This window comes from Methanocorpusculum vombati, from assembly GCF_026891935.1.
In the GTDB taxonomy this organism is placed as follows: domain Archaea; phylum Halobacteriota; class Methanomicrobia; order Methanomicrobiales; family Methanocorpusculaceae; genus Methanocorpusculum; species Methanocorpusculum vombati.
This window is the reverse complement of record NZ_JAPTGC010000002.1, coordinates 83,198-107,967: the sequence shown is the minus strand read 5'-3', so window position 1 is coordinate 107,967 and position 24,770 is coordinate 83,198. Positions and strand designations below refer to the sequence as shown.

Sequence of the window (24,770 nt, the reverse complement as noted above, 5' to 3'; positions counted from 1 at the left end):
TTGTCAATAATATTGATTATGCCTTCGCTCTTATACATGGAACGATGAATGCATTTACCGCGTCCTGTCATACCGCGGTGATCCGGTCCCCTGGGCCCGACACGGCATATGTGGATGCCTGCGATGCGAATACCTCTCGGTTCGGATCTAATATACCTGTATCATGAAGCGGATTGCGGTACTTGCTTCGGGACGCGGCTCAAACTTTCAGGCGATACTTGATGCCCGTGCCCGGGGAGAGATTAACGGAGAGTGTGTTGCTCTCATTACGGACAACAAGGATGCCTATGCGATTGAACGGGCAAAGGCTGCCGGTGTTCCCCGGTCTGCACGGTCAGCGGCAGGCTCTTGAGTACGGGGTCAAGATTGCCGGATACACCGTACACTTTGTGGACGAAGGGCTGGTTCCGGACCCATCATCCTGCAGAAGGCGGTTCCAGTTCTGGACGATGATGAGGAAGTGCTTGATGAACGAATTCTTGTTCAGGAACCCATTGCGTTCCCTGAAGCGGCTGCTCTGTTCTGTGCCGACCGGCTGGTGGTATCCGGCCGTCATGTGAAGATTCTGTCGGAGACACCCTGAGTACATGGCGCAGCACAGAAAGGGTCCGACGGCAAAAGAGATCGCGCTTGAGCGAATTGCCATTCTTTTTGATCAGGCGTATCAGAACCGGGCGGATCCGGTCCTTGCCGACCGGTATGTGGCGCCCGCCCGCGAGATTGCGATGCGCAGGCGGCTGCGGATGCCAAGGGAATACCGCAGGTTTTTCTGTCCGGTCTGCCACACCTGCTTTGTTCCGGGGGAAAAAACCACCGCGTGCGCATTCAGCACGGGAAGGTCATCTCCACATGCAGGATCTGCGGTGCAGTGATCCGGTATCCTCTATCGTAATCCCTTTTTTTCTTCTGGTGCGGCATGGGGGGTGCAGTATTTTCTGCATGAAATTTTTTCTGCAATACAAGCACTGAGTACAATACCTGCGCGCTGATTCGTATGACCGGATGAGGATATGCGTTCTGCGGTATGATCTCTGACAAATATTTTTGCCGGTATCTGAAATGAACGGGCATCATCCGTTTTCCTTTTTCAGCGACTGTTTTTGTAGTGCAAAAGTGATCCATGCGTATTTTGGATCGCAATAGTATTCTTGAGGTATTTCTAATCGTTATGTTTATAATAAATTACGATAATAATTCTTCAATAGCTGACAGAATATGAAGCGCGAGGTTATTATTTCAGTTTCCATCCTGCTAGTAATATCCGTATTGTTTGCTGGATGTATTCAATTGTTTAGTACTAACGAAACAAAAGAGAATTTGTATCTCTTTCCGGTATCCAATGCCCCGCCCGAAGTAATGGCGGCACTGGATCACTTCTCGGAATCCGTTTTTGCCCGGTGCAATGAGCTTGATGTTGAGCTTACCGGAGCTGCTGCAGATCTGAGCGGGATATCAAGTACCGATATCTCAGGTATTTCAGCAGTTCTCATGAAGATATACAGCAACCATCCTTATGCTGTTGGCATCTCACGTGTCGGACCAAACGGTGAAGAGTATGCATCGCTTCCGTTGTATAGTCTGACCGGTATGGAAATGTCATCTTCCTTCTGGGAGTTTAATGAAACTTCCTTTGCCAAAAATAATGCAACCATTCTGATGGAGCCGCTGTACTCCACCACCTACGGGGAGATACTCCATTTCCGTCATCCGGTTTACACTCCGGAGGGTGAGTATGACGGCTGGATTGGTGCTTCGTTTATCATGACCTACATCGTTGACACGAGTGAGGACTACTTCTCTTACGGGCACGCCAACAATTATTTCCCGGCGCTCTATGATGCCGAGGGTAATATTCTGTATTACCCGACCCAGGAGATCATTGGTGACAACATCCGTACCCTTTCCCGTGAAGACAGCGAAGTCCTGCTGCATACTGATGCAATCTTCACGCAGCCGGACGGCATGATGAAATATCTGTTCACCCCGTTCAACCCGGGTCCGCTGGTTGAGTACACGACGGTGTGGAAGACGATCACCGTCTGCGGCCGGGACCTCAAACCGAATATCATCGTGTATGAGGTAGAGGACTGGAATCAGAACTTCTCCGAGGATCTGGCGATTGATGATTTATCGAATCTGGTGTTCCAGATGTATCAGTACGGAAAGGCCAACGGAATTGAAGCAACAACTGCTGAGATTCAGAATCCGCGCGGTAAGTTTGCGGTTGATCCCAATATTATCCTCTTTGCGTATGACATGAATGCAACAAACCTTGCACATTCGCTGACGCCGGATCGCATCGGGAAAAACCAGATGAACGCAGGAGATGCCTATGGTCTCCGTTATATCAGCAGAATGGTTGACCTGTGCGAACAGGGCGGCGGCTTTGTCCACTACTACAAACCTGTGGGCGAACCGAGCGGGAGTGTATCGGTTCTGATGATCTCCTATGTCCTGCCGGTGAACAGGGAATGGTTTGTGGGTGCTGCCTATCCGATCATGTTTGCCTCACCGGATCCCAAAAAGCGTGACAAACTGAATACTCTGGTCGTGGCTGCCCAGCAGTATGTTCGTGACCAGGGAAAGGATGCAGCACTGTCCGAGTTCACCGCTTCCAACAGTTCATTCCAGTTAAAGGATATTTCCCTTATGGCAATGGACTATAACGGGAATGTTCTTTCCGCTCCCGTACAACTGAATGTGACCGGTACGAATGCTTTCGGCTTTACCAATGCACACGGAGTTTCCAGTATGCGGGAACTGGTAATTCTCGCCAAACAGGGCGGCAATTATCTGTTAATGGATACTGCAAATCAAAATGGTATGAATACGATGTATCTGTTCTATGTAGAACCAGTAAATAACGAATGGTGTCTTATCAGCTGGACTGAATTGAATACGTTTGTTGAAGGGAGGTAAATCACTCATGGCGGCAGAAAATAGCTATCACTCCTGTTTTAGTGGTAGCTCCCGCATAAAATCCCCGCCCCTCAATATTTCGGTTTCAGACTCGCCAAATCGCACAGCTCCCCAGTCACGGGTTATCATTCTTCTGCTGATACTTTGTATCATCATCGGACTGGTGACCCTCGGTTTCGTTGTGATTGACCAGATTGCAGATACCTCTTCGGAGGGAATTGATGTAGTCGTCCAGCTTGCCGGAAACGATGTTCAGGTCACCCTTCTGCCGGGCGGCAAAGTGAATCAGATTACCGGTCTGAATGTATATGTTGACGGGCATTCTCTCCCCAACCCGTCTGTTGTTCACGATCCGTTGGTGGGAAGTTCCATTCAGTTTGCCGGCGTTGCAAAGGATGTGACCGGCTATGAATTTGTCGTCGTGGAAGCAACGTTTACTGACGGGACACAGACGATCATTGAGTACGCACGCATGCGGTTTTCCTGAATTCCCTCCTCCCGTTTTTCAAACAGAGACAAAATGTATCTGCCGTGCCCGTTAGGAATGGCGTTGCACCCAAATTTGTTTTTGCCTACGAATGATCTCGTTGATCGAATTTCAGCCTATGATGTTCAGGAATAAAGGTGTACCTCCGTTGGGAGCGTCATATTTATATTGTATTACGGTAATATTTCAAACAGACAATCGTATGAATCAATGGGGTGTTGTATCTGTTTTTATCCCGTCCGCAACTGTTATCGGGGCTTCCGGTCACACCCGTTTGTCCGCGGATACTGAAATCAAAAATACTTTGTATCTTTCATTTGTATCTGATGTCCCGGACAGTTCATCCCAGGAGAATGATCCTTTTCGAAGAACAACAAACAATGAAACAGTTTTCTCCTCTCCGGCAGATTCAGGATCTGCCGGTCCGGATATTTTTGCATTTCCCCATACCCGTGGAGTTTTGGGTATGCGGGAAATGTCGGAACACGCCGACAGTGCGGCGGTTGCCCGGCAGGGAACAACGCAGGATATGGACGGTTCAAACACCATGTATCACGCCGATCCGCTGAATACCGAGGGCCTTACTCTTAGATAGCTGAAAAATATTCTTTTTCAAGATGGAAATATGCAACTTATAGCGATAAAAAATGGTTATTATCTCCGGCCCAGCAGCAGCTCCCGCACGGGATCCTTTTCCTCGGTTATCATCGTTCTCCTGATAATGGGGATTATCATCGGACTTGTGGTTGCCGGTTTCTTTGCGATGGGACAGATTGCCGGTACATCCTCGGAAGGAGTTGATGTACTTGTCCAGGTATCCGGAAATGATGTTCTGATCACGCTTATTGCAGACGGCCATGCCAACCCGATCACCGGGCTTCGCGTATCTGTTGACGGTTATGCTCCTTCTGATGCAAATTCCTCTTTGCAGAACCCGCAGATGGGAACTCCTATACAGTTTGCCGGTGTTGCAAAGGATGTGACCGGCTATGCATTTATCATTGTGGATGCAGAATTTTTGGACGGAACGCAGAGGGTTATTAAATATGCCCGCATGCGATTCTCCTGAACTGATCTCCTTTTTTCAATTTAGGGGATGTTGCGGCGTTGTCCATAAAGGCCTGAGACCCACAGAAAACACCAAACACTCTAAAAACATCACGGAACTCTATACTAACCGCATGCCTTTCAGCCTGCTTCATTCGCCGCTGCGTGGCCTAACAACACGGAAATAATACGTTGAATGGAAATTCTGTGATGTTTTTTTTCTTCTGTAAAGTTTGTGTCTTCCCGCGGAGCGGTGAGCACTGATCTGCCTTGTGGATCGTGGGCAACGGATCGATGAATGGCGACGGCTGTCAGAAACCGGACTTGAACTAAGCAGCCGCAAATCTCCAGATATATTGATATGATTTCTGAACGCACAAGTAACTATACTATGGCTGCCCGACATTATTCCATTCCCCTGGCGGCATTGCTCCTTCTGGTCATTGTGTGTATCGGTACTGTTCTTCTGATGCACCTGTCGTACCCCGGGCCGCGGTATATTGATGCTCCGCTGGAGATGCAGGAATCTTCCCAGGAGTTTGCCTCGGATGTGCAGGCGCACACTTCAAATATTGAATCCGTTCTGAAAAATCTCTCCGGAGACCTTACCGGTCTTACTCCTGACGATCCCCGGGCAGGTGATCTGATCCGCACCTATTATGATCAGTATCCGGATGCTGCGGGAATTGTCTGGGTTGATGCAAATGGTTCTGTCTGCCGTGAACCTGTCTATTCCATGTCAGTACTTCTGGCCGCCCCGGAGATTGCTGCTCTCAATGAATCCTCGTTTGCGGAACACGATGTTCTGATGATAGGTCCCCTTGTTTCCCAAACCTACGGTATGGTGCTGTGCTTTGCAGTTCCGGTCTATGCGGAGGACAAAACCTACAACGGATTTGTCTGCATAGCACACCTCCCGGCTCTTCTGCTGAACGAGACGCCCGGCACCCCGTACTTCAAAGAAACGGACTATGAACTGTGGGTCATCAATGACGACGGCACGTACCTGTACCACCCGGATGCCGGTCTGATCGGTCAGAATATCTATACTGACCCGATGTTCGTGAGTGAGCCTTCTGTTCTCACCGGAGTGCGGGCGGTGGTGGAGAAACCGTCCGGCGCCATGAACTATACCGGGTATGATCTGAGCTGTACTGAAGTTGTGGAAAAGACAGGGGTATGGACAACTGTCTCCTTTGGTGGTCAGGATATACGGCTGGTTCTGGATGACTACTCATATGACGTATCGCAGATTTTATTCCCGGATACCATTGTAACTCCGGACAATTTGAAATCCATTGCCGAGTCAATGCTGGTGTACGCATTTGAAAACGGCAGGGAACTGACACTTAATGCGATGAACAATCCTTCCGGGCCGTTTGCGACACCCGGATATGATGTCTTTGCATTTTCCATGAACGGAACACTCTTGTCCATGCCTTCCCAGACATACGGCGTAGGAATGGACCGGACAAACTACCGCGATGCGTACAGTATGCTGAGTGTCACCAGTATGATCAACCGGTGCATGCAGGGTGGCGGGTACGTTCATTACTATCTGAAGTATCCCTACACCGATGAACAGGCACGTCTGGGTCTTGCCTATGTCATGCCGGTTGATGAAAACTGGTTTATCGGTGTTGACGGTCCTGTTCAGGATCATTCAGTTACCTATGACATGACCAAGCGCACGGAAGTTGTCCATACGGTTCAGGCTGCTCAGGAGTACGTTCTTGCCTTTGGCAGGGAGGCAGCTCTTGCCAAAATGATGGACGCAACGGATCCTCTGGTGAAAGAAGATACACATTTGTTTGCCCTGGATTATAACGGCACACTCCTCGCTGATGAAACGAACCGCAGCAATGTCGGAAAGGATGTGTTTTACCACACCGACTCCTATGGAAACTCTCCCATTCGTGAGGTTGTGATGGTTGCGCGTACCGGAGGCGGCTATCTCTACATTGAATCTGAAAATCCCGTAACACATCAGCATATGCTGTACCTTACGTACGTGGAGCCGGTGAATGATACGTGGTGTATTGCCAGTGCCATTTCATTGGATGCGTATGACGTTTCCGCCGGGAGTGCATCATGACCCTGAATGCATCAGCCCGGTTTGACTATCTGTACTCTGTGAAGCAGTCCGGTTCCCGTGTCTCCTTATCCCCTGTGATCGTGGTGCTTCTCGCTATAGGAATTGTTGCGGTACTGATCTTTGTCGGCCTCTGTGCGATGACTGAGATAGCTGATATCTCCCATGCCAATGTGGATGTTACCGCCCGTGTCTCCGGGAATGATGTGATGATTACGGTGATCGGCAGCGATGATGCACGCCATGTCACGGGAATCTGTGCCTACATTGACGGGGCCGCTGAGGGAAAACAGACCGTGTTCCGAACATTCCCCGGTACCGGGGAGACCATTGTCTTTCCCGACATTGCAGCAGGAGTGTTTGGTTCTGCCTTCGTGATCATTGAAGCACAGTTTGATGACGGCACAACCGACATTGTCAATTATGTCCGGCTGCAGTTCAGCTAACATCCCTTTTTTCGAGAGTGTCCCGAAAAATTTTTCCGGATATTTTTTCATCAGACGGTAGATTTATTTTCTACGGCGTAGATGATACTCCGATTACATGAATCGTCGTGGATGGTTGTTTTTCACTGTGGTTATCCTGTTTGCCGTATGCGCAGCCGGATATGGGATGCTCGTCATCTTGCCGGCCTCAAATAGTGTGGATGAACCGGTGAATGTTGCGCCGGAACTCAATGCAAATCTTACCGATTTTCATCACTCCTTCCTCTCCCAGACAACACGGATACGTACTGCACTGCTCACAACAGCCGATGCTCTTTCCGGAGTTGAACAGGGAGACCCCCGGCTCGATGTGATTCTCCGCGATCTGTATCTCTCTGTCCCGGCTTCAGCAGGTGTCTGTTATGTACAGGATACCGGGGTTGTGGGCCGCAGTGCCCCGCTGGCCAGTTTGTATTCCCTGGTTTCGCGTTCGGAGTTAAAGGATATCAATGCAGATTCCTTTGTGAACCGGTCCGTTTTATTTGTCGGCCCGATTTACTCCCCTGCCTACGGTGAAGTGGTCTGCTTTGCGGCACCGATCTATGATTCTGCCAATACGTATAAGGGGTATGCCTGTATTGCCCTGTGGCCGGGAGAGCTGATCAGCGACACCTCGTTCCCCGGTTCCCGGAGTTACAATGATACCACCTACCGTCCGTGGATTGTCTTTACGGACGGACTGGTTCTCTCGTCACCCAGTACTACCTATGTCGGGGACAATGTTCTGGACTCCGCAACCATCCGTCGCGGCGTATCGGAATCGGTGATCCGGCAGATTCTTGATGAAAAGGAAGGTGCTATCCGTCTCTCTGCATCCTCCGGGCGCATTGCCGTATGGACAACTGCGGAGGTAGACGGCAGAGAAATGCGTCTCATCCTGAGTACTGCGGAGCTGCGCTCGGATATTCCGCTTGAGCCGGTAAACCGGTATTCCACGGACGTCCATAACGCGACGGCGAATCTCTATCTCTATGCATCCGAACACGGACAGGAACAGACACTCGCCGAACTTGCAAATCCGCAGGGGATATTTGCCAGTGAGAAACTGCGGTACTTTGCCTACGATTTCAACGGCACTTCCCTTTACGACGGATTTAACCCGCAGTATGCCGGGGAAAATATGCTGAACTTCCGTGACTCCTATGGTCTTCGTCCGGTTGCAACCGAGCGGTTCCGGGCCTGGCAGGGCGGCGGGTACACGTACATGTATGCTCCGGTTCAGTCCGGAGAACCGGGTCTGGCAGTGTTATGCATTCTTTATGTCTTGCCAGTTGATGATACATGGTTCGTTGTGGTAAGTCAGTCGATTCTGGATCATACTGTGAAGATTGATCCGTCCAAACGTAATGTGGTGCTCAGTACAGTACATAATGCATCCAGTTATATTCTGATCCATGGGAAAGAGGCTGCATTTCAGGAATTTATGAATCCTGATTCATCATTGCTGGCGGATCACAGAAATCTGTTTGCGATGAACTACAACGGCACTATTCTGATGGACGTTCTGAATCCGGAGATGGTTGGTGCAGATGCGTTCTACTTTACGGATATGCACGGGGCATCCACCATGCGGGAGATCGCGATGCTGGGCCGCGCCGGCGGAGGATACTGTTATCTCGGGGTTACGAATTCCACGACGCAGGAGAGTATGATCTGTCTGGTATATGTTGAGCCGCAGGGTGATGACTGGTGTCTTGGCAGTTCGATTATGCTGGAGACCATCCCGCTGGACGGGTGGCAGCAGGTCGAAGACCTGATGCCCCAGGTAATGTGACAATGACGTGGATTCCGCTCTAAAAAATCTTTTTTTCCTATTCTGATGTAGGCACTTCTCTTTTCCGCGGAGACCGTGACCATGTTTGGGGAGGGGAACTCTTATCTCCGCAACTGTCTAATATATACGGCACGAGGGAATACCACACGTGCCCAAATCATCCGATACAGAATCTTATATTCAAACATTAAAACCCACGATCTGGGTTGGTAAAAACGGCTGCACCGAGGATCTGGTGGAGGAAACTCGCCGCCAGCTGGAAGCAAGAAAAGTTATCAAGATCAAATGGCTGCAGAGCTGTGACCTTGATGAAGAAGAAATTCTTGAGCTTGCCCAGAAAACGTCGGCAGAGGTACTGGACTCCCGCGGCCGAATGGTGGTTCTCGGTGCAAAGAACCGGGGCAAACTTCCTGTGGCAACGCCGGTGAAAGGAAAGAAACCGGTGAGGAAGCAGTCGGCACGGGATCGGATCAAGTCCTTTTATCTTGAGAAAAAATAATTTTTTTCACTTTTTCTTTTTCCGGGAAACCCCTGAATAAAATGGCACAAACTCTCACTTTCCCGAACTTATTTATTGTCCGGACACCAATTGATACAGACTGTTAATGTCATGTGTTGCAGAGAGTATCTCATGCAACCAAATCGTGCCGAAAGGTACGGGCTTACAGTGAGGAAAAGTCTATGACTACAGTATTTGACATCCCTGCCAATGCACTCATCGCAAAGGTTGCTGAGGAACTCAAGAACGAGTCCGAAATCAAGGCACCCGAGTGGTCCGAGTACGTAAAAACGGGAGTACACAAGCAGATGCCACCGGAAAATCCAGACTGGTGGTACATCCGTTCCGCAGCAGTGCTGCGTCGTATCTATGTTGACGGCCCGATCGGAGTCGAGCGTATGCGCTCGGTCTATGGCGGTATGCAGGACCGCGGTTCCAAGCCGTCCCACTTTAGAAAGGGAAGCGGCAGCATCGCAAGAAAAGTCATGCAGCAGCTTGAAGCAGCCGGTTACATCGAGAAAGTTACCGGCGGCCGCAACGTTTCCGCAAAAGGCCGCAAGTTCCTTGACAACATCGCCCACTCCTTAAAGGAAGAAGCAGTCAAGGAAGTTCCGGGCCTTGCAAAGTACTAACGAATATCTGACAAAACAGAATGGTGACCAGAAATGGGAGACGATGAACTCGCAGAAATCCGCCGGCAACGCATGATGCAGCTCCAGCAGCAGCAGATGGCCGAACAGGAACAGGCTCAGCGCCAGCAGCAGATGCAGGCACAGATTCAGTCTGTTCTCATGCAGGCAATGGAACCTGAAGCCCGTGAGCGGCTGAATACTATCAAGCTGACCAAGCCTGAGTTTGCCGCCGCAGTCGAGCAGCAGATTGTCGCTCTCGCCCAGTCGGGACGCCTGCGTCAGAAAATTACTGATGACCAGCTCAAGCAGCTGCTCTCGCAGATTGTTCCGCAGAAAAAGGAATTCAATATCCGCAGGGTTGGATGAAAGCGGGTGTGCTCTACAGCGGCGGCAAGGACAGTACGCTTGCCGCAGTTCTGCTTGCGCGGGACTATGAGGTGGAGCTGATAACATTCGTGTTTGATTCCTGCCATGCAGTTCCTTCCATTGAGGCGGCGGCAAAGGCAACAGGTTTCCCCTGGAAGAAACACACCTTTGCGCCAGGTTTCCTTGATGAGGTTGTCAACAGAATTGTTGACGACGGGCATCCTGCAGATGCCATCAATGAAATCCACCGACGGTCTCTCTGTGCACTTGCGCAGGAATATGAGGTGGTCGCCGACGGAACCCGTCGTGATGACCGGGTCCCGATGCGGACAAGTTCCGAAGTACAGAGCCTTGAGATGAAGTACGGGGTCAGCTATGTGCGGCCTCTGCTTGGCATCGGAAAAAAAGAGATTATCCGGTTATGTGAACGGTCCTTTGAGATCGCCTACGGCGAAACAGGGACGATTCCAAACGGTGATTTCGAAAGTGAGATCAGGGCCGAAATGGTTCGGCGGGGGATTGACTATGTGCCGCTCTTCCCGAAAAACCATGAACAGTCTTTGATCCTTCGAAAAAAGAATGGTGATTAACCATGAGCAAACTTACTAAAGCTCGTAAGATTCGTCTTGCAAAGGCAACCCAGCAGAACCGCCGCGTTCCTGCCTGGGTCATGATCAAAACCAAGCGTACCGTTGTGTCCCACCCGTGCAGACGCAACTGGAGACGCAGCACTCTGAAGGTGTAAGAAAAATGGTAGAAGCACAAAAGGAACAGGTATATGTTATTCCGCTCCGTGATGTCAAGCGCGTTCCGTGCTACAAGCGTGCAAACGCTGCAATCAAAGACATCCGCAGCTACCTTGAGCATCACATGAAAAGTGATGACGTTAAGCTTGACAAGAGCATTAACGAAGCAGTCTGGGCACGCGGATCCCAGAAACCGCCAAGACGCATTCGTGTTCGTGCAATGAAGTTCGAAGACGGACAGGTCCAGGCAGAACTTGCTGAGGAATAAATGGACCATACCCTGTCACTGAATGGAGACCCGAACATCGGCGTCTTTGCCCGTGTCTTTGAAGACATTGCCTTTGTTCCAATCGACTCCCCAGAGGAGTTCAGAACAAAGATAGCGGAAGCCCTTGATGTAGAGGTTATTCCTACCTTTATCCAAGGGTCATCCGTGATCGGCCTTCTTCTTACCGGTAATTCCCGCGGATTTGTTGTTTCCGGTCTCATTCATGATTCTGAACTTGAACTTCTGCAGGAGTACGGCGATGTTCTGCTCCTCGGAGAAGAGATGAATGCGGCAGGGAACGTTATTCTTACCAATGATTCATTCGCGGTTGTGCATCCTGACATGTCGTCAGAGATGCGCAGAATGGTGGCTGAGTTCCTGAAGGTCGAGACGATTCCGATGTCCTTTGGCGGTGTCGGAACGGTCGGTATGGCAGGTGCCTGTACAAACGCAGGTGTTCTGCTGCCGGCCCGCAGCAGTCCCGAAGAACTGGATCATCTTGAAAACAGTCTTCCGACAGCGGACGTTTCCGTTGGTACCGGATCCGTGAACATGGGTTCGGGTCTGATTGGAACCGGTCTGCTCGTGAACAGCAAGGGTTATCTGGCAGGAAACGCTACCACGGGTTTTGAACTCGGTAGAATTGAAGATGTATTTGGATTTCTGTGAGGTGAAAAAATATGCCGAAATTCGAGGTTAAGGGCACGTTCAAAAACGATGGACAGATGAAGCCCTATACAAAGACAGTCGATGCACCAAGCGAGCGTCTTGCAGGAGAATTCACTCTTGCAACGATTGGCAGCAAGCACCGGCTCGAGCGCAAATATATTACTGTTGATTCTGTAAAGGCTATCAATGGCGAGTAATGCAAATCAGGCAACTCTGGAACAGGAGGTACAGACCCTCCGTTCCTATGCCGCAGAGTATTCCCAGCAGTTTGAACTTCTGTCCCAGCAGCTGCGGTTTATCGAATCAGCCCGCGCCGAGTCTCTTGCCTCTATTGAGGCACTGGAAGCTCTGGCAGCCGCAGACGGAGAGGTTTCCACTCTCCTGACTCTTGGCGGCGGCGTGTCGGTTCGCGCAACGGTTGCGGATACGAAGAAGATGCTTGTCGGGATTGGCGCAGGGGTTACGGTTGAGAAATCGACCGAAGAGACAGTCTCTTTCCTGCGTGACCGGATCACCGAGATGGATGCATCCGGCAAACGGCTCTCCGAGTCTCTCGGAAAGCTGCAGAGTCAGATGGCAGCGGTTGAGCAGCGCATGCAGGAGATTTATGCTTCTGCACAGCAGCAGACCCGCTGATTTTTCTTTCTCTTTTGTTTTGGAAAAACTTTCAAAAAAGGATTATGTTCTTTTCAGGAGCAATCCTGCAATGAGAACTCCTGCGAAGATGCATACTGCAGCCGGGGAACTCTGTGTGGGTTTGGGTGTCGCTGCGGTCATACCGGGTTCTTTCAGGTAGAAGGTCTCCTCATCAAGGAAGTCCGCAAGTTCAACCATCCAGTAGCAGTTGTCCACGTCAAGTGCGGTGTAGCGTAAGGCATCTTTGGGACTGCTGCCAAACGTGACGCTCTGCGGAGAAGTGGTCACAACAATTTCATCCGCTTCCTCATTGTATACCTGCAGTGCCGGAACAAAAATATCGCCGGAACAAATTGTTGTGTTCCCCCAGATGTTGGATCTGGTATCCCGGATACTATCAGGTTTTTCGGTGACAGAGAGAGCAGAGACACTCCTGTTCTCCATATCAATAACGGCGGTGAGAATTGACGGGGCGGTGACCGTATTTTTGTGTACCGTGCGGGTAAGATTTCCTTCAATGGTATAGATGACATGAGACCGGTTATCGATCACAGCAGGACCTTTGTAGGTGAGGGTTGCAGGAACTGTGGTTCCATCGGTATTTTGGAATACAAACCAGCTTCCGTCCCAGTCGGGTTCCTCGTACAGCCCCGTGGGAACAGTCTTCCAGACACTATTGTTTACCGCTTCCCAGTTTTCCTTCAGGGGAACGTCACCAACAATGAGATACTGCCCGTCGGTATTCAGATACAGATAGTTTGCCGTGACCCACGCGGTTCCGGTGGAGTCGGTCACCTGAATGGAACGGGCACTCTCTTTAGTTGTGTATGCGGCGTGCGGCTGTGATGTGGTGCCGGCATAGTCCATGTAGGTGGACAGGTACGTGTACCAGCCGCTTTTATCAAAAGAGACGGCGTCGGGGATACCGGAGGTAAGTCCCTCAACGGGTGCTGCAATGGCCACACCGTTTGCTGCACTGAAATGTCCGTCGTCCCCGGACAGAACAACATAGTTCTTCAGAACCAGGCAAAGATCATTTGCTGCGGCATGCAGTTCCGTATCCTCACTGGTCTGCTGACGGATACTGTCGGCAAACTGATAGATATCCATCATGTCCTGTGCGGTATCGCCGGCCGGAGAGCCGAATCCCTGCGTATCCTGATAGACGGATCCAAGTACCGCAAGGGAATCGGGGTCGTCCAGAATCTCCGTGAGCTTCTCACCAAACACATTGAGTGCGGCAACAACCGACGGCACCTCGGAGAGCCGGACAAGGGACAGGGTCTTCGCCGGACTCGGTTGATCGAGGTAGTATGCAATCAGTGTTTTTCCAAGCTCCGGGGCACTCATACCCGGGGACGCGGAGAGTGCAGCGAATGCATTATAGTCATACCCTTCTCCTGGAACAATTTCCTCGGAAGCCAGAAGGTATGTCCCGTAGGGGTAAAGAGCGTTTGCCACCTCAAGGGAACCCATAAGGCAGGCATCAAAGGCGATGATGTCATAGGTTGTCCCGGCTCCGGACAGTCCCGTCCGTAGATCCTCAAGGGAAAGCATTCTGCCGGAGATCTCATTAGATCCATATCCGTTATATCCTGAGCCGTGATTCCAGAAGATCAGATAGTTTTCTGCACTGTCAAGTCCGGCGGCTTTCCGGTACTGCTCGGCATACTGCAGCGAGGAGGCCATGGTCTGCGGCGTTGAGATGTCAGCACCCGGCATGCGCTTGAGCACATACTGGGTAGGAATTTCGCCCAGATTCAGATCGGATCCGATTACCCCGTCGGCGAAATCCTCTAGGAGAAGGGTGAGATTGGTAATTGCAACACCGTCATCCCAGCCGGTTTTCTCTGCCCCGCCGTAGATGATGAGAACATCACCCATCGCAGGATCCCAGCTGTCCGCCAGATCCGCGAGGTTGCCTGTTGCCTGATTTCCGTTGGATTCAAGATCGGAACCGACAATGTACATTACCAGATAATTAGTTCCAGTGGCACCCGCCGCCGATGGAACGATTGCTGTACTCAGAAGAATCAGGATTATTCCTATAATACAGCCCCGGTAAAGAAACTTCCCTGTATTCATGCTGTTATGTTGTGTTTTACCGTGTCATTAATCCTGTGTCCCGGTGTCCTGTCGGCAAAGAATACCGTGCAGCAGGGAATTACAATACCGGATGAATACGCGGAGTGAGAGGAGCGTTGCAATCGTCGTGCCCGCCTGCATCACCTACCTTCTGCTCTGTCTCACCCGCCGGCCTGCAAAATATCTGCGGGGTAACATGTTTTGCCAGGGATGACTTTTCGGGCAATGTCTGCGTGTTTCAGATGTTCTCTCCGAAAAGACGCTCCATTTCCTCATCCAAAAAGAGCAGAGGCAATTTATACTCTCAGGGGGAATGAATAGATAATGTTTGAAGGGCTGAAGAAAAAACTTGGCGGCATTACCAAAAAGCTGGGCAAGAGCGTAGAGTCCGCCTCGGTGACAACCGAGGTCGAGACTGACGCGCCCCTGCTCGAAGCCTATGTCGTCCCCGATACCCCTGAACCGGCAGGAATACCGGAAGCGGAAGCCGCAGTGCCAGCCCCGGTGTCCGTTCCCTCTTCCCCGGTTCCGTCCCCGTCCCCTGCGGCTGAGATGTCTGTCTCCCTCCCCGCAGAAAAGCCGGATGCTGATGCAAAGAAGCCCGGATTTTTCGGCAAGTTAAAGACACTGGTTGTTGAACGGGAGTTTGTTCTCTCGGAAAAAGACATCGATGAAACGCTGTTTGAGTTACAGATGGTGCTTCTTGAGTCCGATGTTGCGTTTCCGGTTGCTGAGGCTATCACCGATCACATGAAAAAAGAACTGATCGGAACCCACCGGAAAATCCGCGAGTCTCCCGAAGAGGTCGTGACCAACGCGCTCAGACATGCCATTGAAGAAGTGCTCGGTGACGGATTTGATCTGGTCGGCTACATTAAAGCACACGATAAACCGGTGAAGATTCTCTTCACCGGCGTAAACGGTACCGGCAAGACCACCTCGGTTGCAAAAATAGCATATTATCTTCAGGGCCAGGGGCTGTCCGTTGTTGTCGGTGCGGGCGATACCTTCCGTGCCGGAGCGATTGAACAGATTCGTGTGCACTGTGACCGGCTCGGTATCAAACTGATCTCTCATCAGGAAGGGGCCGACCCGTCCGCAGTTCTCTACGATACGGTGGAGTATGCCAAAGCCCACAATATTGACGTCGTGTTAGCCGACTCTGCGGGCCGGTTCCACAACCGTGTCAATCTGATGAACCAGCTGGAGAAGATCAAACGGGTGATGAAGCCTGACCTTGTCTTCTATGTGGACGAGGCGGTTGCCGGAAACGATGCGGTGATTCGTGCCGAGGAGTTTGAGAAGACTGTTTCCACCAACGGAGTGATCCTGACCAAGGTGGATATGGATCCGAAAGGCGGTGCGGCAATTTCCATTGCATATACCATCGGCAAGCCGCTGGTGTTCCTCGGTGTCGGTCAGGAGTACTCGGACATGAAGCCCTTCACCCCTGCATTGATCATCGATGAAATCTTCGGGGATGAGGAATAAATGGGACTCGATACTCTTTCCAACTCGCTGAAGGATGCGATGAAGAAACTCGCCGGAAAAACGGTCATCGACCGTGCGGCGGTGGACGAGCTGGTCCGCGATCTTCAGCGGGCACTGCTCTCGTCGGATGTGAACGTGAAGCTCGTGATGCAGCTGTCGCAGTCGATCAAGTCCCGTGCACTGGATGAGGATCTGCCGCCCGGCATGAATGTCCGCGAACACGTGCTGCGGATTGTGTATCAGGAGCTGGTGAAACTTGTCGGCAAGGAGGCCGAGTTCAGTCTGCGTCCCCAGAAAATTCTGATGGCCGGTCTGCAGGGTTCCGGTAAGACGACGACGACCGGAAAACTGTGCCGCTACTTCCAGCGCAAGGGTCTGAAGGTCGGCGCAATCGGTGCCGACAACTTCCGGCCGGGTGCCTATGCCCAGCTGGAGACACTGTGCAAAAAGATCAATGTTCCCTGCTATGGTGATCCTCAGGAGAAAGATGCGGTGAAGATCACCCGCGACGGTCTTGCGGCGCTGAAGGATGTGGAGGTTGTCATCGTGGATACGGCAGGCCGCCACGCGCTGGAGGACGATCTGATCGAGGAGATTACGCAGATCAATGATCTGCTCAAACCGGATCACCGCTGGCTGGTGATTGATGCGGCACTGGGTCAGGCGGCACGCGATCAGGCGAAGCGGTTCCATGAAGCCATCGGTATCGATGGTGTGATCGTTACCAAGATGGACGGAACTGCCAAAGGAGGAGGCGCGATGTCCGCCGTTTCCGAGACCGAGTCCGGTATTGTGTTCATCGGTAACGGTGAGACGATTGAGGATCTGGAGCGGTTCGATGCAAACGGGTTCATCTCCCGTCTGCTTGGCATGGGCGATCTGAAGGCGCTTGTCGAGAAGGCCGAGGAGGCTATCAAGCCCGAGGACGTGGATGTCAATGCGATGCTGCGCGGCAAGTTCACGCTGAACGATATGTACAAGCAGCTTGAGGCGGTGCAGAAGATGGGTCCGTTAAAGCAGGTACTTTCGATGCTGCCGCTCGGCGGGATGAATGTTCCGTCCGAAGCGCTGGACGGAACCGCAGATCGGATGAAGAAGTTCCGCATCATCATGGATTCAATGACGCCGCAGGAGCTGGACGATCCATCGCTGATCAACACGTCACGAATGACGCGGGTTGCAAAAGGTTCGGGGGCTACGGTTGACGAGGTGCGTGAGCTCATCAAATACTACAAGATGATGCAGAAGACGCTGAAAGGATTCCGCGGCAACCGGATGGCGATGAACAAGATGATGAAGCAGATGAGCAAGGGCGGCGGCGACCTTGGCGGCATGGGGCCCATGGGTCCGATGTAAATATAGTTACAATATTTTTTTAAATTATTTTTCCGTGGTTGTATCCGGGTTGTGGTATGCAGGCTCCGGTTCGGCGACGGTTGTTTCTTCAAGCATGCCGCCTGAGTAGTAGGAGTTTCCTCCTGAACAGTTCTTCAGCTGTTCGGTAAGATACCGGATCTGTTTATCTTTTTCTTCGATGATCTCACGCTGGTAGGTAATACACTGTTCCAGATATTTCCGAAGTTCATCGATTCTTTCCTGCTGCAATGCAATGAGCTGGTCTGTCTGTTCTCTGAGATCTACCCTGATGTTTTCCTTGTTCCCGTCTATGGACATCCAGTACTCCAGAGCGGCACGAATGAACTGGATCTTTGTTTCTGATCGTCCCTTCATGTACTCATTGAACCTCTGAAGGAACTCGGCGCCGAGCCGTAAGTTTATTTGATCCGGGGGACGTCTCCGGGTACTGCCCACCATTAGGTTACAAGTTTCCCAATGGATAGGTATAAGTATATGGATAGTCAATAGATATAATTTGCATAGTCAAAAGATAGTCATTCGCCATGAATGTCTGTTGCTGAGCATTCCGGAATAATTCCTGATGAAGAGGTATTGCGGAGAAACACGGGTGAATCTCGGGATTTTTCGTATACTCTCCGGTGACAGAACAAAGTCTGCCTGACAGAGGATATATGTATTTCCGCGAACTGGTGCGTATACCCCATGCATAGCCAGTATCAAACATGAATGGGGAGTCATGTTTTTCGTCGGATAATTTTGGCCAACAGATTCGTTTTTCTGTCGGACAGACTTTCTGATATCACGAAACTATTTTTGGAACGTGTGATACCACAAAAAAGATTTAGTGGGTCTTTTTTTCGGAAACTATTGCCTGGTTCGGGGGCAGGATGAGAAGAAACCCCGCAGAGTTTCTTCTCATCCTGTCCACGCATCACTCAACCGTACACAGTACTTCAAAAAGAGAAAATCCATAGGAGGAGGGATTTGTTTAGGGGCTCGGTAGTTTTCACCCTTCGACGCTCACCACGTACGCCCTATCAAAAAACATACCCGCCCTTACAGCCGATTCCGAAAAAAAGATGAATGGACAGTTCGGGAATCTACCCCAGTCACCCATCAAGAATTGTAACATTTTCCACGGTATGCACAACCGTTCCGTAAAGGACAAAGTAATCATTATTAATCGGCTCAACAGAATAGAGCCACAAATCATAATGCCCTTCCTTATCTGCCGTCTCCTGGAAATCATACATCACCCCTCCTCCCGACTTCGCAAGCATAATTGCTGTCCGGGTAATCGACGTCTGCAACACATCCGTATAGAAGGTCATCGACTGACCAACAAGAGAAGGATTGCGCGTATCAGCATACGAATACCCATTGTAATCCATAACGATGATATTGTCCAATGCATACTCTGTGCCGTGGACAAACACACTGCCGGACGCATTCGGAGTACTCATAACGATCTCCGACAATTTCTCCACGCCCTGTTTATACGCCGTCTCCACAAGTGCACGTGAAACCAGAACCACATTTGATTTTAACTCCTGATTCACCGGCCACAACTTCGTATCCCCGGGGGTATATCCGAAGATAAACCGTCCGTTTTCAATCGGTTCCACATACGACAGACTGAACTGGCTCGCTTCGGGATGTACCGTACCATCCACCGGGAAAAGATACTTAATATATCCGCCTCCCTGCTGTGCAACATACATTGCCTTCTCGACATACGCTGAATCATACGAATCACGGGCATTCAGGAAAGAAAGACCCGCCAGCATCTCATCATATTCGGGAACCGCCAGAACAGTACCATCCTGATCCATCGCATACATGCGCGTGGGATAATACCCCTCCGTAATACGCTTCTCCAGTGCCGGATACCCGTAATTAGCGGAGTAAACAAATGTATCAAACAAATCCTTCTTCAGAGCACCCATATCCGGCGTAAATATATCCGAATAATTCAGAGCAGGAGAATCGATCTCCTTGGTCAGATAGATCACGTACTGCATATCATGGAACGGGAACTTCTGCCATGAAGTGATCTTATGGGTATCAATGCTCTGATTGTACACATAAAACGACTGACTCGTATAGGTGTATGCCCCGTGGTTGTCGTCCTGAGATACAATGATCGTTTCTTTCGTTTTCAGCGGTTTCTCAGGACTAAACGTCTGACCGGTATACTCCGGCTTTGAAGAATAAATAATAGCATTACTGTTACTGCAAAGATACACAATACAATCTCCGTAGGAGACCTCTTTACCTACAATCTCATGCTCCTTTAATGCCTCATACCAGTCGTACACAAATGCAACATACCCTGCATACCTTCCCGAATCATCATACGCTGCAGCGTACCATATCTCCATATACCCATCCCCGTCAATATAAACACAACTTGATCGGATAAGCCCGCCGGACTCTAAAAACTCCTGCTCTGACGGCGGAATCACATAATCGGTAAGAGAACCAAGATACTGATTGGGAATATTGATAAAATTACCCCTCCCCGCATCATAGTAAATTATCCGGTCAATCCAGGAATTCTGGGAATAATACTCACGACCGACTGATTCTATCTCACTGTACGTATCCAGAGAGCCTATCTTGCTGGCAAGCGTGTAGATGTCAATGGTTAAGGAAAGATCGATGTTTTTCAGATCAGAAATGAAATCGTTCATTGCGGTATCCATATCCTCGGAAACCTCAACCGACTGCGTCTGGACCGGTTCGGCCCAGACGATACAACCGGCAGAAACCACCGCGAGAAAAATCAGGATGACTGCAATGAGACTCATCCGTCCGAAACGGCGGGTCTGCAGCATCTCCTTCAATGGACTGAACATTTCAGCGTGTCTCTCCATACATATTCCTTTTTTTCGTTAATCCAGCCCATACGTTGCAAGTAACTCTGCGCGCTTTCCCGAACTCTCCAGAGCGGCAAGCCCCTTGTTTACAACATCCTGAAGTTCAATGTCCCCGTTGCTCATTGCATACCCAAATCTATCCGTGTCAGGATAGGAGGCAACAAGTTTCATCGTGAGCATCTTCTCATAATAGGAATCAGATCCCGTGTTATCAAGTATGACAGCAACCTGACCGGACTGTAACCCCTTCTCAAGATCCGCCTGCGAATCATACATCTTGATAGTTTTCTTCATGAGCATCGTGTCATACAGCTCGGAACCAAGAAGGTTTTTGAGGAACCTCTCATCGGCAGTCCCGTAAATTACACCAACAGAAATCTTTCCCGCTTCAAAATCAGCTTTTGAAACCGGACTTTGCGGCTGAGAGAACACCGACATTCCTTCGGTCATGTACGGGTTGGAAAATGCAACTTTTTCCAGTCTCTCCGGGGTAATTGACATACCGGATGCAAACATGTCTATCGTACCGGTTACAATCGCATTGATATTCTTCGACCAGGGAATATCCTCAAAGGTCACCGCAAAACCGTTCTGCTCCGCAATCCACCGGATAGAATCAATATCAAATCCCGTGAAGTTTCCATTTTCATCAAGGTGCGAGTAGGGATAATTATCCTTATCCGTTCCTACCTTGTATGCGGACTTTACATGCGGAATTCCATATGCTTTCATGACCTGATCATACTCACCGGACGCCTTCATGTTTCTCAGCCCGTTGTTTAAGATCTTCAGAAGCTCGGGATTGGACTTGGCAACCGAAAATCCGGCATCGTTTCCTTCAGAAATATATCCGGCAAACATCAGCGGAGTGTATTCATTCAGCATCTGGGAAATTGAACCGCCGCTGGTCATCCCGGAGTCCGCTTCCTTCGCGAGGACAGAGTAGATAACCGCGTTCACCGAGGGCTTGATGATGATTTTTCCTGCTGCCACCAGCTCGTTGAAGGTATCTTCACCATGGTGGGCTTTGAGCCACTTCTCATACGCACTTCCGGAGTTTGCAGCAATACTCGCCTGACCGCGTAATACCTCATCAAGAGTTACGTTGGAGTCCTTTCGCACCACAAGACCATACTTTGCAGTATAGTACACATCGGTAAAGTCACAGCGTTTCAGACGATCCTCGGTGATAACTTTCCCGGTTACAACATCCACAGTCCCCGCATCCAATGCATCCAGATACTTGTCGGCTCCTATGTACGTGTAGACAACATCGAATCCCTGATCCTTCGCAATCCAGTCTATGATATCAATATCAATACCATACGGATCACCGGTTACCGCATTCTTTGCGGAGAACGGTTCAAGAGCAGAACTCACTCCAACGGTGTAAACCTTCTTCTCGGCAATACAGCCGGCAGATCCGGCAATGAGTATAAGCAGAATCATCGCCGCCAGCCACACGATTTTTTTGTTCATACTGCCTTCCTTCTTCCACATCGTATCAGCTCGTCTGTGGTAACGGGAAGATCCGATCCGTAATTTTGTCCATCCATGTCATACCTCCCCAGGATCAGCAGGAATACCTCATGGGAAAATATCCGATGCACACAAGACCCATTGAATCCTAAGATAGTGGAATATATACTCGAAACAATATATAACTAACTACAAACTGTTTCAAAGCGATTACTCTCCCCTGACAGAATTGTATTTCCGCATCGTACTGAGGGGAAGCCAGTATAAACTCCATCAGAAATTTTCCGGCAGGTTCTCAGTCAAAGACAATTTTCTGCCTGAAAAAAAACGTTTATTCTCCTTTTCTGCTGATGATTTCGCGGGATGCAAACAGATACTCCTGTGCATACCCGGCAAACTTTCCGAAATGCTCACGGGCATATGCCCCTGCTTTGGCATAGGCGAGTTTCTTTTCCCCGCCGACATATTTGGTACGCAGAATCCGTTCTATCCATACGTCAACCGGTACCGCCTCAAGTTTTTCAAATGCAAACAGCAGCACACAGTCTGCGACCTTCGGCCCGACTCCGTTCAGCTCACAGAGTTTTTTCTGTGCCTCCGGATAGGAAAGGCTGCGCACCGCATCCTGCCACCCGGGATTCTCTGACGCCATCGCTGCCGCACCGCAGATGTAGGCGTCGCGGTATCCTACCTTACAGGATCGAATGTCGCAGACCGGAGCTGCGGCAATAGTCCCGGGCTGAGGAAACGCGTAAAATATTTTGTTGTCGCAGAAGATTTTTGTGCCGTACTTTTCCGCGAGATTTTCTATCCGCATCTGAATGCCCGGGATGTTGGCACAGCTGGAACAGATGTAGGAGACGAGACACTCCCACGGGTCCTGGCGCATAATCCGCAGTCCCCGGCACCGGACGATCGCATCGTGAATCAGCGGATCGCAGTCAATGCGGGAAAGAATGTCGGTAAGATCATGATCCAGCGAAAAGTAGCGGATGAGGTCTCCCTCGCTCATCCCTTCATACCCGATACCCTCATCAGTCTGCCGTACCTTCCAGACCACGGGGTCCCCATAGGGAGACGGGGCATACCAGATGTCACCGTGTTTTCTCCATCGGAATGCCTGACCGCAGGAAACGCTTAACTCAAGGTTAAACCAGAGACCATCAAGCGGAAACGTCTGCATAAAAAAGGAGATTATTCTTTGATCATCAGATAGCCGAGAACAATACCGCAGAGACCGGCAACTGCAAGAACAATGCCGATACCTCCGAGCAGCACCTGAATAAACTGGGGAAGCCAGTACCACATCAGCACAACACCGACGATTAAGAGAACGATACCAACCAGCAGGGTTGCAAGACCTGTTTTATCCATACACCATATTTGCCTGTCTATCCTAATAACCTTCCTTTCATAATGCAGCACAACCGATCAAATTGCCCCTGCCGGCTTATGATAATCCTTATGTTTACGAAAAACATACATAATGGGATGCTAAGCCCTGGCACGACACACAGTGTCATGGAGTCTCGCGGGGCCTGACGGCACAGGATTTGTAAGGACTGCCTTATGTTTTGGAATGAAAAAATGGAGACCCTGCGTGGAAAAGAACTGCAGGAACTTCAGCTGAAGCGGCTGAAGGAGACTGTTGCACGAACGCAGAATATCGGTTTCTATCAGAAGATGTTTGCCGAGGCGGGCATCCGCCCGGAAGATATCAAAACACTCGATGATCTGTCAAAGATTCCTTTTACCAAGAAATCCGATCTTCGCGGCGGATATCCGTTCGGGTTCCTCGCGGTTCCGATGAACCGGATCAACCGGATTCACACAACGTCGGGCACAACCGGCAAACCGACGGTTGTTGCCTACACCAAAAATGATCTGAACAGCTGGTCGGAATTAATCGCCCGCAATCTGACGATGGTCGGACTTCATGAGGGTGACATTTTCCAGAACGCCTCAAACTATTCGCTGTTTACCGGCGGTCTCGGTTTCCATTACGGTGCGGAAAAGATCGGCTGTTCCGTTGTTCCGGCAGGTGTCGGCAATACCAAGCGGCAGATTGAGATGATTCAGGACTTCGGCGTAAACGCGATTCACTGCACCCCAAGCTACGCCATGCATCTTACCGAGGTTGCCGAAGACATGCACGCAAACCTTGATTCGCTCAGAGTCGGGGTGTTCGGTGCTGAGGCATGGTCCGAGAACATGCGCCGCGACTTGGAAAACCGTCTCAACATCAAAGCCTATGACAGCTACGGTATGAGCGAGCTGTTCGGTCCGGGCGTTGCATTTGAGTGTCCTGAACAGAATGGTCTGCACATCTGGCACGACTGCTACATTGTGGAGATCATTGACCCGAAGACCGGTGAGACACTCGGTCCCGGCGAGAAAGGCGAGATGGTGGTAACGCCTCTTGTCAAAGAGGCAATGCCGCTTCTCCGGTACCGTACGGGAGACATTACGATGCTCATGGAGGATGACTGTCCCTGCGGCCGCGGTCAGAAGATTGCACGGCTGTTCGGCAGAAGCGATGATATGCTGACCGTGCGCGGCATCAATGTGTTCCCGTCCCAGATTGAGCATGTGCTCAAAAATATTCCCGAGGTCGGCGACCAGTTTATGGTGTACATTGACCGCGTGAACCATCTGGATGAGATGACGATTGATGTGGAGATCAACAAGCACCTCTTCAGCGGTGAGCTGAGTGATCTCGCCAGACTCCAGAATAAAATCGGCAAAGCGCTGCATGAAACTCTTACCCTTCGCGCCAATGTTCAGCTTGTCGAACCGGGATCCCTTCCGCGGTTCGAGGGCAAGGCAAAGCGGGTTGTGGACCGGAGGACGATCTGAT

The 24,770-nt window shown here is 50.5% G+C and carries 26 protein-coding genes and 1 pseudogene; 21 read left to right on the top strand and 6 right to left on the bottom strand.

The genetic code is table 11. The features are described from left to right. Window positions 1-163 precede the first annotated feature (163 nt). From purN to pfdA, 18 genes and pseudogenes are all read left to right on the top strand, one after another. Window positions 164-583, top strand: a pseudogene (gene purN / locus O0S09_RS02025) (phosphoribosylglycinamide formyltransferase). Between the two features lie 4 nt (window positions 584-587). After that, window positions 588-872, top strand: a complete 285-nt coding sequence (locus tag O0S09_RS02020; protein ID WP_268922243.1) for a ribonuclease P protein component 4 — start codon at window positions 588-590, stop codon at window positions 870-872. Window positions 873-1,317: 445 nt separating this feature from the next. Then, on the top strand, window positions 1,318-2,919 hold the full coding sequence (locus tag O0S09_RS02015) for a cache domain-containing protein (RefSeq protein WP_268922242.1): 1,602 nt from the start codon (window positions 1,318-1,320) through the stop codon (window positions 2,917-2,919). Between the two features lie 7 nt (window positions 2,920-2,926). Beyond that, on the top strand, window positions 2,927-3,406 hold the full coding sequence (locus O0S09_RS02010; protein WP_268922240.1) for a hypothetical protein: 480 nt from the start codon (window positions 2,927-2,929) through the stop codon (window positions 3,404-3,406). Between the two features lie 466 nt (window positions 3,407-3,872). Further along, the gene (locus O0S09_RS02005) at window positions 3,873-4,001 is read left to right on the top strand and encodes a hypothetical protein (protein ID WP_268922239.1); all 129 of its coding nucleotides are present in this window, start codon (window positions 3,873-3,875) and stop codon (window positions 3,999-4,001) included. A gap of 30 nt (window positions 4,002-4,031) precedes the next feature. Then, the gene (locus tag O0S09_RS02000; RefSeq protein WP_268922238.1) at window positions 4,032-4,475 is read left to right on the top strand and encodes a hypothetical protein; all 444 of its coding nucleotides are present in this window, start codon (window positions 4,032-4,034) and stop codon (window positions 4,473-4,475) included. Window positions 4,476-4,814: 339 nt separating this feature from the next. Continuing rightward, entirely contained in the window at window positions 4,815-6,548 is a 1,734-nt protein-coding gene (locus tag O0S09_RS01995) for a cache domain-containing protein (protein WP_268922236.1), read from the top strand. Continuing rightward, window positions 6,545-6,991: a hypothetical protein gene (locus O0S09_RS01990; protein ID WP_268922234.1), complete on the top strand. Its 447-nt coding sequence runs from the start codon at window positions 6,545-6,547 to the stop codon at window positions 6,989-6,991. Before O0S09_RS01995 ends, O0S09_RS01990 begins: the two co-directional genes overlap by 4 nt. A 97-nt stretch (window positions 6,992-7,088) precedes the next feature. Continuing rightward, a complete protein-coding gene (locus tag O0S09_RS01985) occupies window positions 7,089-8,804 on the top strand; it encodes a cache domain-containing protein (protein ID WP_268922233.1) in 1,716 nt (571 codons plus the stop codon). 148 nt (window positions 8,805-8,952) lie between these two features. Next, window positions 8,953-9,303, top strand: a complete 351-nt coding sequence (locus O0S09_RS01980) for a YhbY family RNA-binding protein (RefSeq protein WP_268922232.1) — start codon at window positions 8,953-8,955, stop codon at window positions 9,301-9,303. A gap of 182 nt (window positions 9,304-9,485) precedes the next feature. Continuing rightward, entirely contained in the window at window positions 9,486-9,935 is a 450-nt protein-coding gene (locus O0S09_RS01975) for a 30S ribosomal protein S19e (protein ID WP_268922230.1), read from the top strand. A gap of 33 nt (window positions 9,936-9,968) precedes the next feature. After that, entirely contained in the window at window positions 9,969-10,301 is a 333-nt protein-coding gene (locus O0S09_RS01970) for a DNA-binding protein (RefSeq protein ID WP_268922229.1), read from the top strand. Further along, window positions 10,298-10,891 carry a DUF7411 family protein gene (locus O0S09_RS01965; protein ID WP_268922228.1) on the top strand — a complete coding sequence of 198 codons (594 nt, stop codon included), beginning with the start codon at window positions 10,298-10,300 and terminating at the stop codon, window positions 10,889-10,891. The genes O0S09_RS01970 and O0S09_RS01965 overlap by 4 nt, the downstream gene beginning before the upstream one ends. A gap of 2 nt (window positions 10,892-10,893) precedes the next feature. Next, the gene (locus O0S09_RS01960) at window positions 10,894-11,046 is read left to right on the top strand and encodes a 50S ribosomal protein L39e (protein ID WP_268922226.1); all 153 of its coding nucleotides are present in this window, start codon (window positions 10,894-10,896) and stop codon (window positions 11,044-11,046) included. 5 nt (window positions 11,047-11,051) lie between these two features. Continuing rightward, window positions 11,052-11,315 carry a 50S ribosomal protein L31e gene (locus tag O0S09_RS01955; RefSeq protein WP_268922225.1) on the top strand — a complete coding sequence of 88 codons (264 nt, stop codon included), beginning with the start codon at window positions 11,052-11,054 and terminating at the stop codon, window positions 11,313-11,315. Next, window positions 11,316-11,984 carry a translation initiation factor IF-6 gene (locus O0S09_RS01950; RefSeq protein ID WP_268922224.1) on the top strand — a complete coding sequence of 223 codons (669 nt, stop codon included), beginning with the start codon at window positions 11,316-11,318 and terminating at the stop codon, window positions 11,982-11,984. A gap of 11 nt (window positions 11,985-11,995) precedes the next feature. After that, window positions 11,996-12,181: a 50S ribosomal protein L18Ae gene (gene rpl18a, locus O0S09_RS01945; protein WP_268922222.1), complete on the top strand. Its 186-nt coding sequence runs from the start codon at window positions 11,996-11,998 to the stop codon at window positions 12,179-12,181. Then, window positions 12,171-12,620: a prefoldin subunit alpha gene (gene pfdA / locus O0S09_RS01940; RefSeq protein ID WP_268922221.1), complete on the top strand. Its 450-nt coding sequence runs from the start codon at window positions 12,171-12,173 to the stop codon at window positions 12,618-12,620. The genes rpl18a and pfdA overlap by 11 nt, the downstream gene beginning before the upstream one ends. A 42-nt stretch (window positions 12,621-12,662) precedes the next feature. On the opposite strand, the gene O0S09_RS01935 is transcribed toward pfdA, so the two are convergent. Continuing rightward, the gene (locus O0S09_RS01935; protein WP_268922220.1) at window positions 12,663-14,705 is read right to left on the bottom strand and encodes a clostripain-related cysteine peptidase; all 2,043 of its coding nucleotides are present in this window, start codon (window positions 14,703-14,705) and stop codon (window positions 12,663-12,665) included. A gap of 324 nt (window positions 14,706-15,029) precedes the next feature. Here O0S09_RS01935 and ftsY point away from each other — a divergent pair, with 324 nt between their 5' ends. Continuing rightward, window positions 15,030-16,196: a signal recognition particle-docking protein FtsY gene (ftsY, locus tag O0S09_RS01930; RefSeq protein ID WP_268922218.1), complete on the top strand. Its 1,167-nt coding sequence runs from the start codon at window positions 15,030-15,032 to the stop codon at window positions 16,194-16,196. Continuing rightward, window positions 16,197-17,552 carry a signal recognition particle protein Srp54 gene (locus O0S09_RS01925; RefSeq protein WP_268922216.1) on the top strand — a complete coding sequence of 452 codons (1,356 nt, stop codon included), beginning with the start codon at window positions 16,197-16,199 and terminating at the stop codon, window positions 17,550-17,552. A 24-nt stretch (window positions 17,553-17,576) separates the two neighbouring features. On the opposite strand, the gene O0S09_RS01920 is transcribed toward O0S09_RS01925, so the two are convergent. The 5 genes from O0S09_RS01920 to O0S09_RS01900 all read right to left on the bottom strand — a co-directional run bounded on the left by O0S09_RS01920 (window position 17,577) and on the right by O0S09_RS01900 (window position 23,287). Continuing rightward, window positions 17,577-17,927, bottom strand: coding sequence for a hypothetical protein (locus tag O0S09_RS01920; protein ID WP_268922214.1), 351 nt, complete (start codon window positions 17,925-17,927; stop codon window positions 17,577-17,579). 737 nt (window positions 17,928-18,664) lie between these two features. After that, entirely contained in the window at window positions 18,665-20,413 is a 1,749-nt protein-coding gene (locus O0S09_RS01915) for a hypothetical protein (RefSeq protein ID WP_268922213.1), read from the bottom strand. Between the two features lie 36 nt (window positions 20,414-20,449). Further along, a complete protein-coding gene (locus tag O0S09_RS01910; RefSeq protein ID WP_268922211.1) occupies window positions 20,450-21,913 on the bottom strand; it encodes a transporter substrate-binding domain-containing protein in 1,464 nt (487 codons plus the stop codon). Window positions 21,914-22,244: 331 nt separating this feature from the next. Continuing rightward, on the bottom strand, window positions 22,245-23,096 hold the full coding sequence (locus tag O0S09_RS01905) for a DNA-3-methyladenine glycosylase family protein (protein WP_268922210.1): 852 nt from the start codon (window positions 23,094-23,096) through the stop codon (window positions 22,245-22,247). Window positions 23,097-23,107: 11 nt separating this feature from the next. Next, window positions 23,108-23,287: a hypothetical protein gene (locus O0S09_RS01900; RefSeq protein ID WP_268922209.1), complete on the bottom strand. Its 180-nt coding sequence runs from the start codon at window positions 23,285-23,287 to the stop codon at window positions 23,108-23,110. Between the two features lie 195 nt (window positions 23,288-23,482). On the opposite strand from O0S09_RS01900, the gene O0S09_RS01895 reads away from it, so the two are divergent. Further along, on the top strand, window positions 23,483-24,769 hold the full coding sequence (locus tag O0S09_RS01895; protein ID WP_268922207.1) for a phenylacetate--CoA ligase family protein: 1,287 nt from the start codon (window positions 23,483-23,485) through the stop codon (window positions 24,767-24,769). Window position 24,770: the final 1 nt, after the last annotated feature.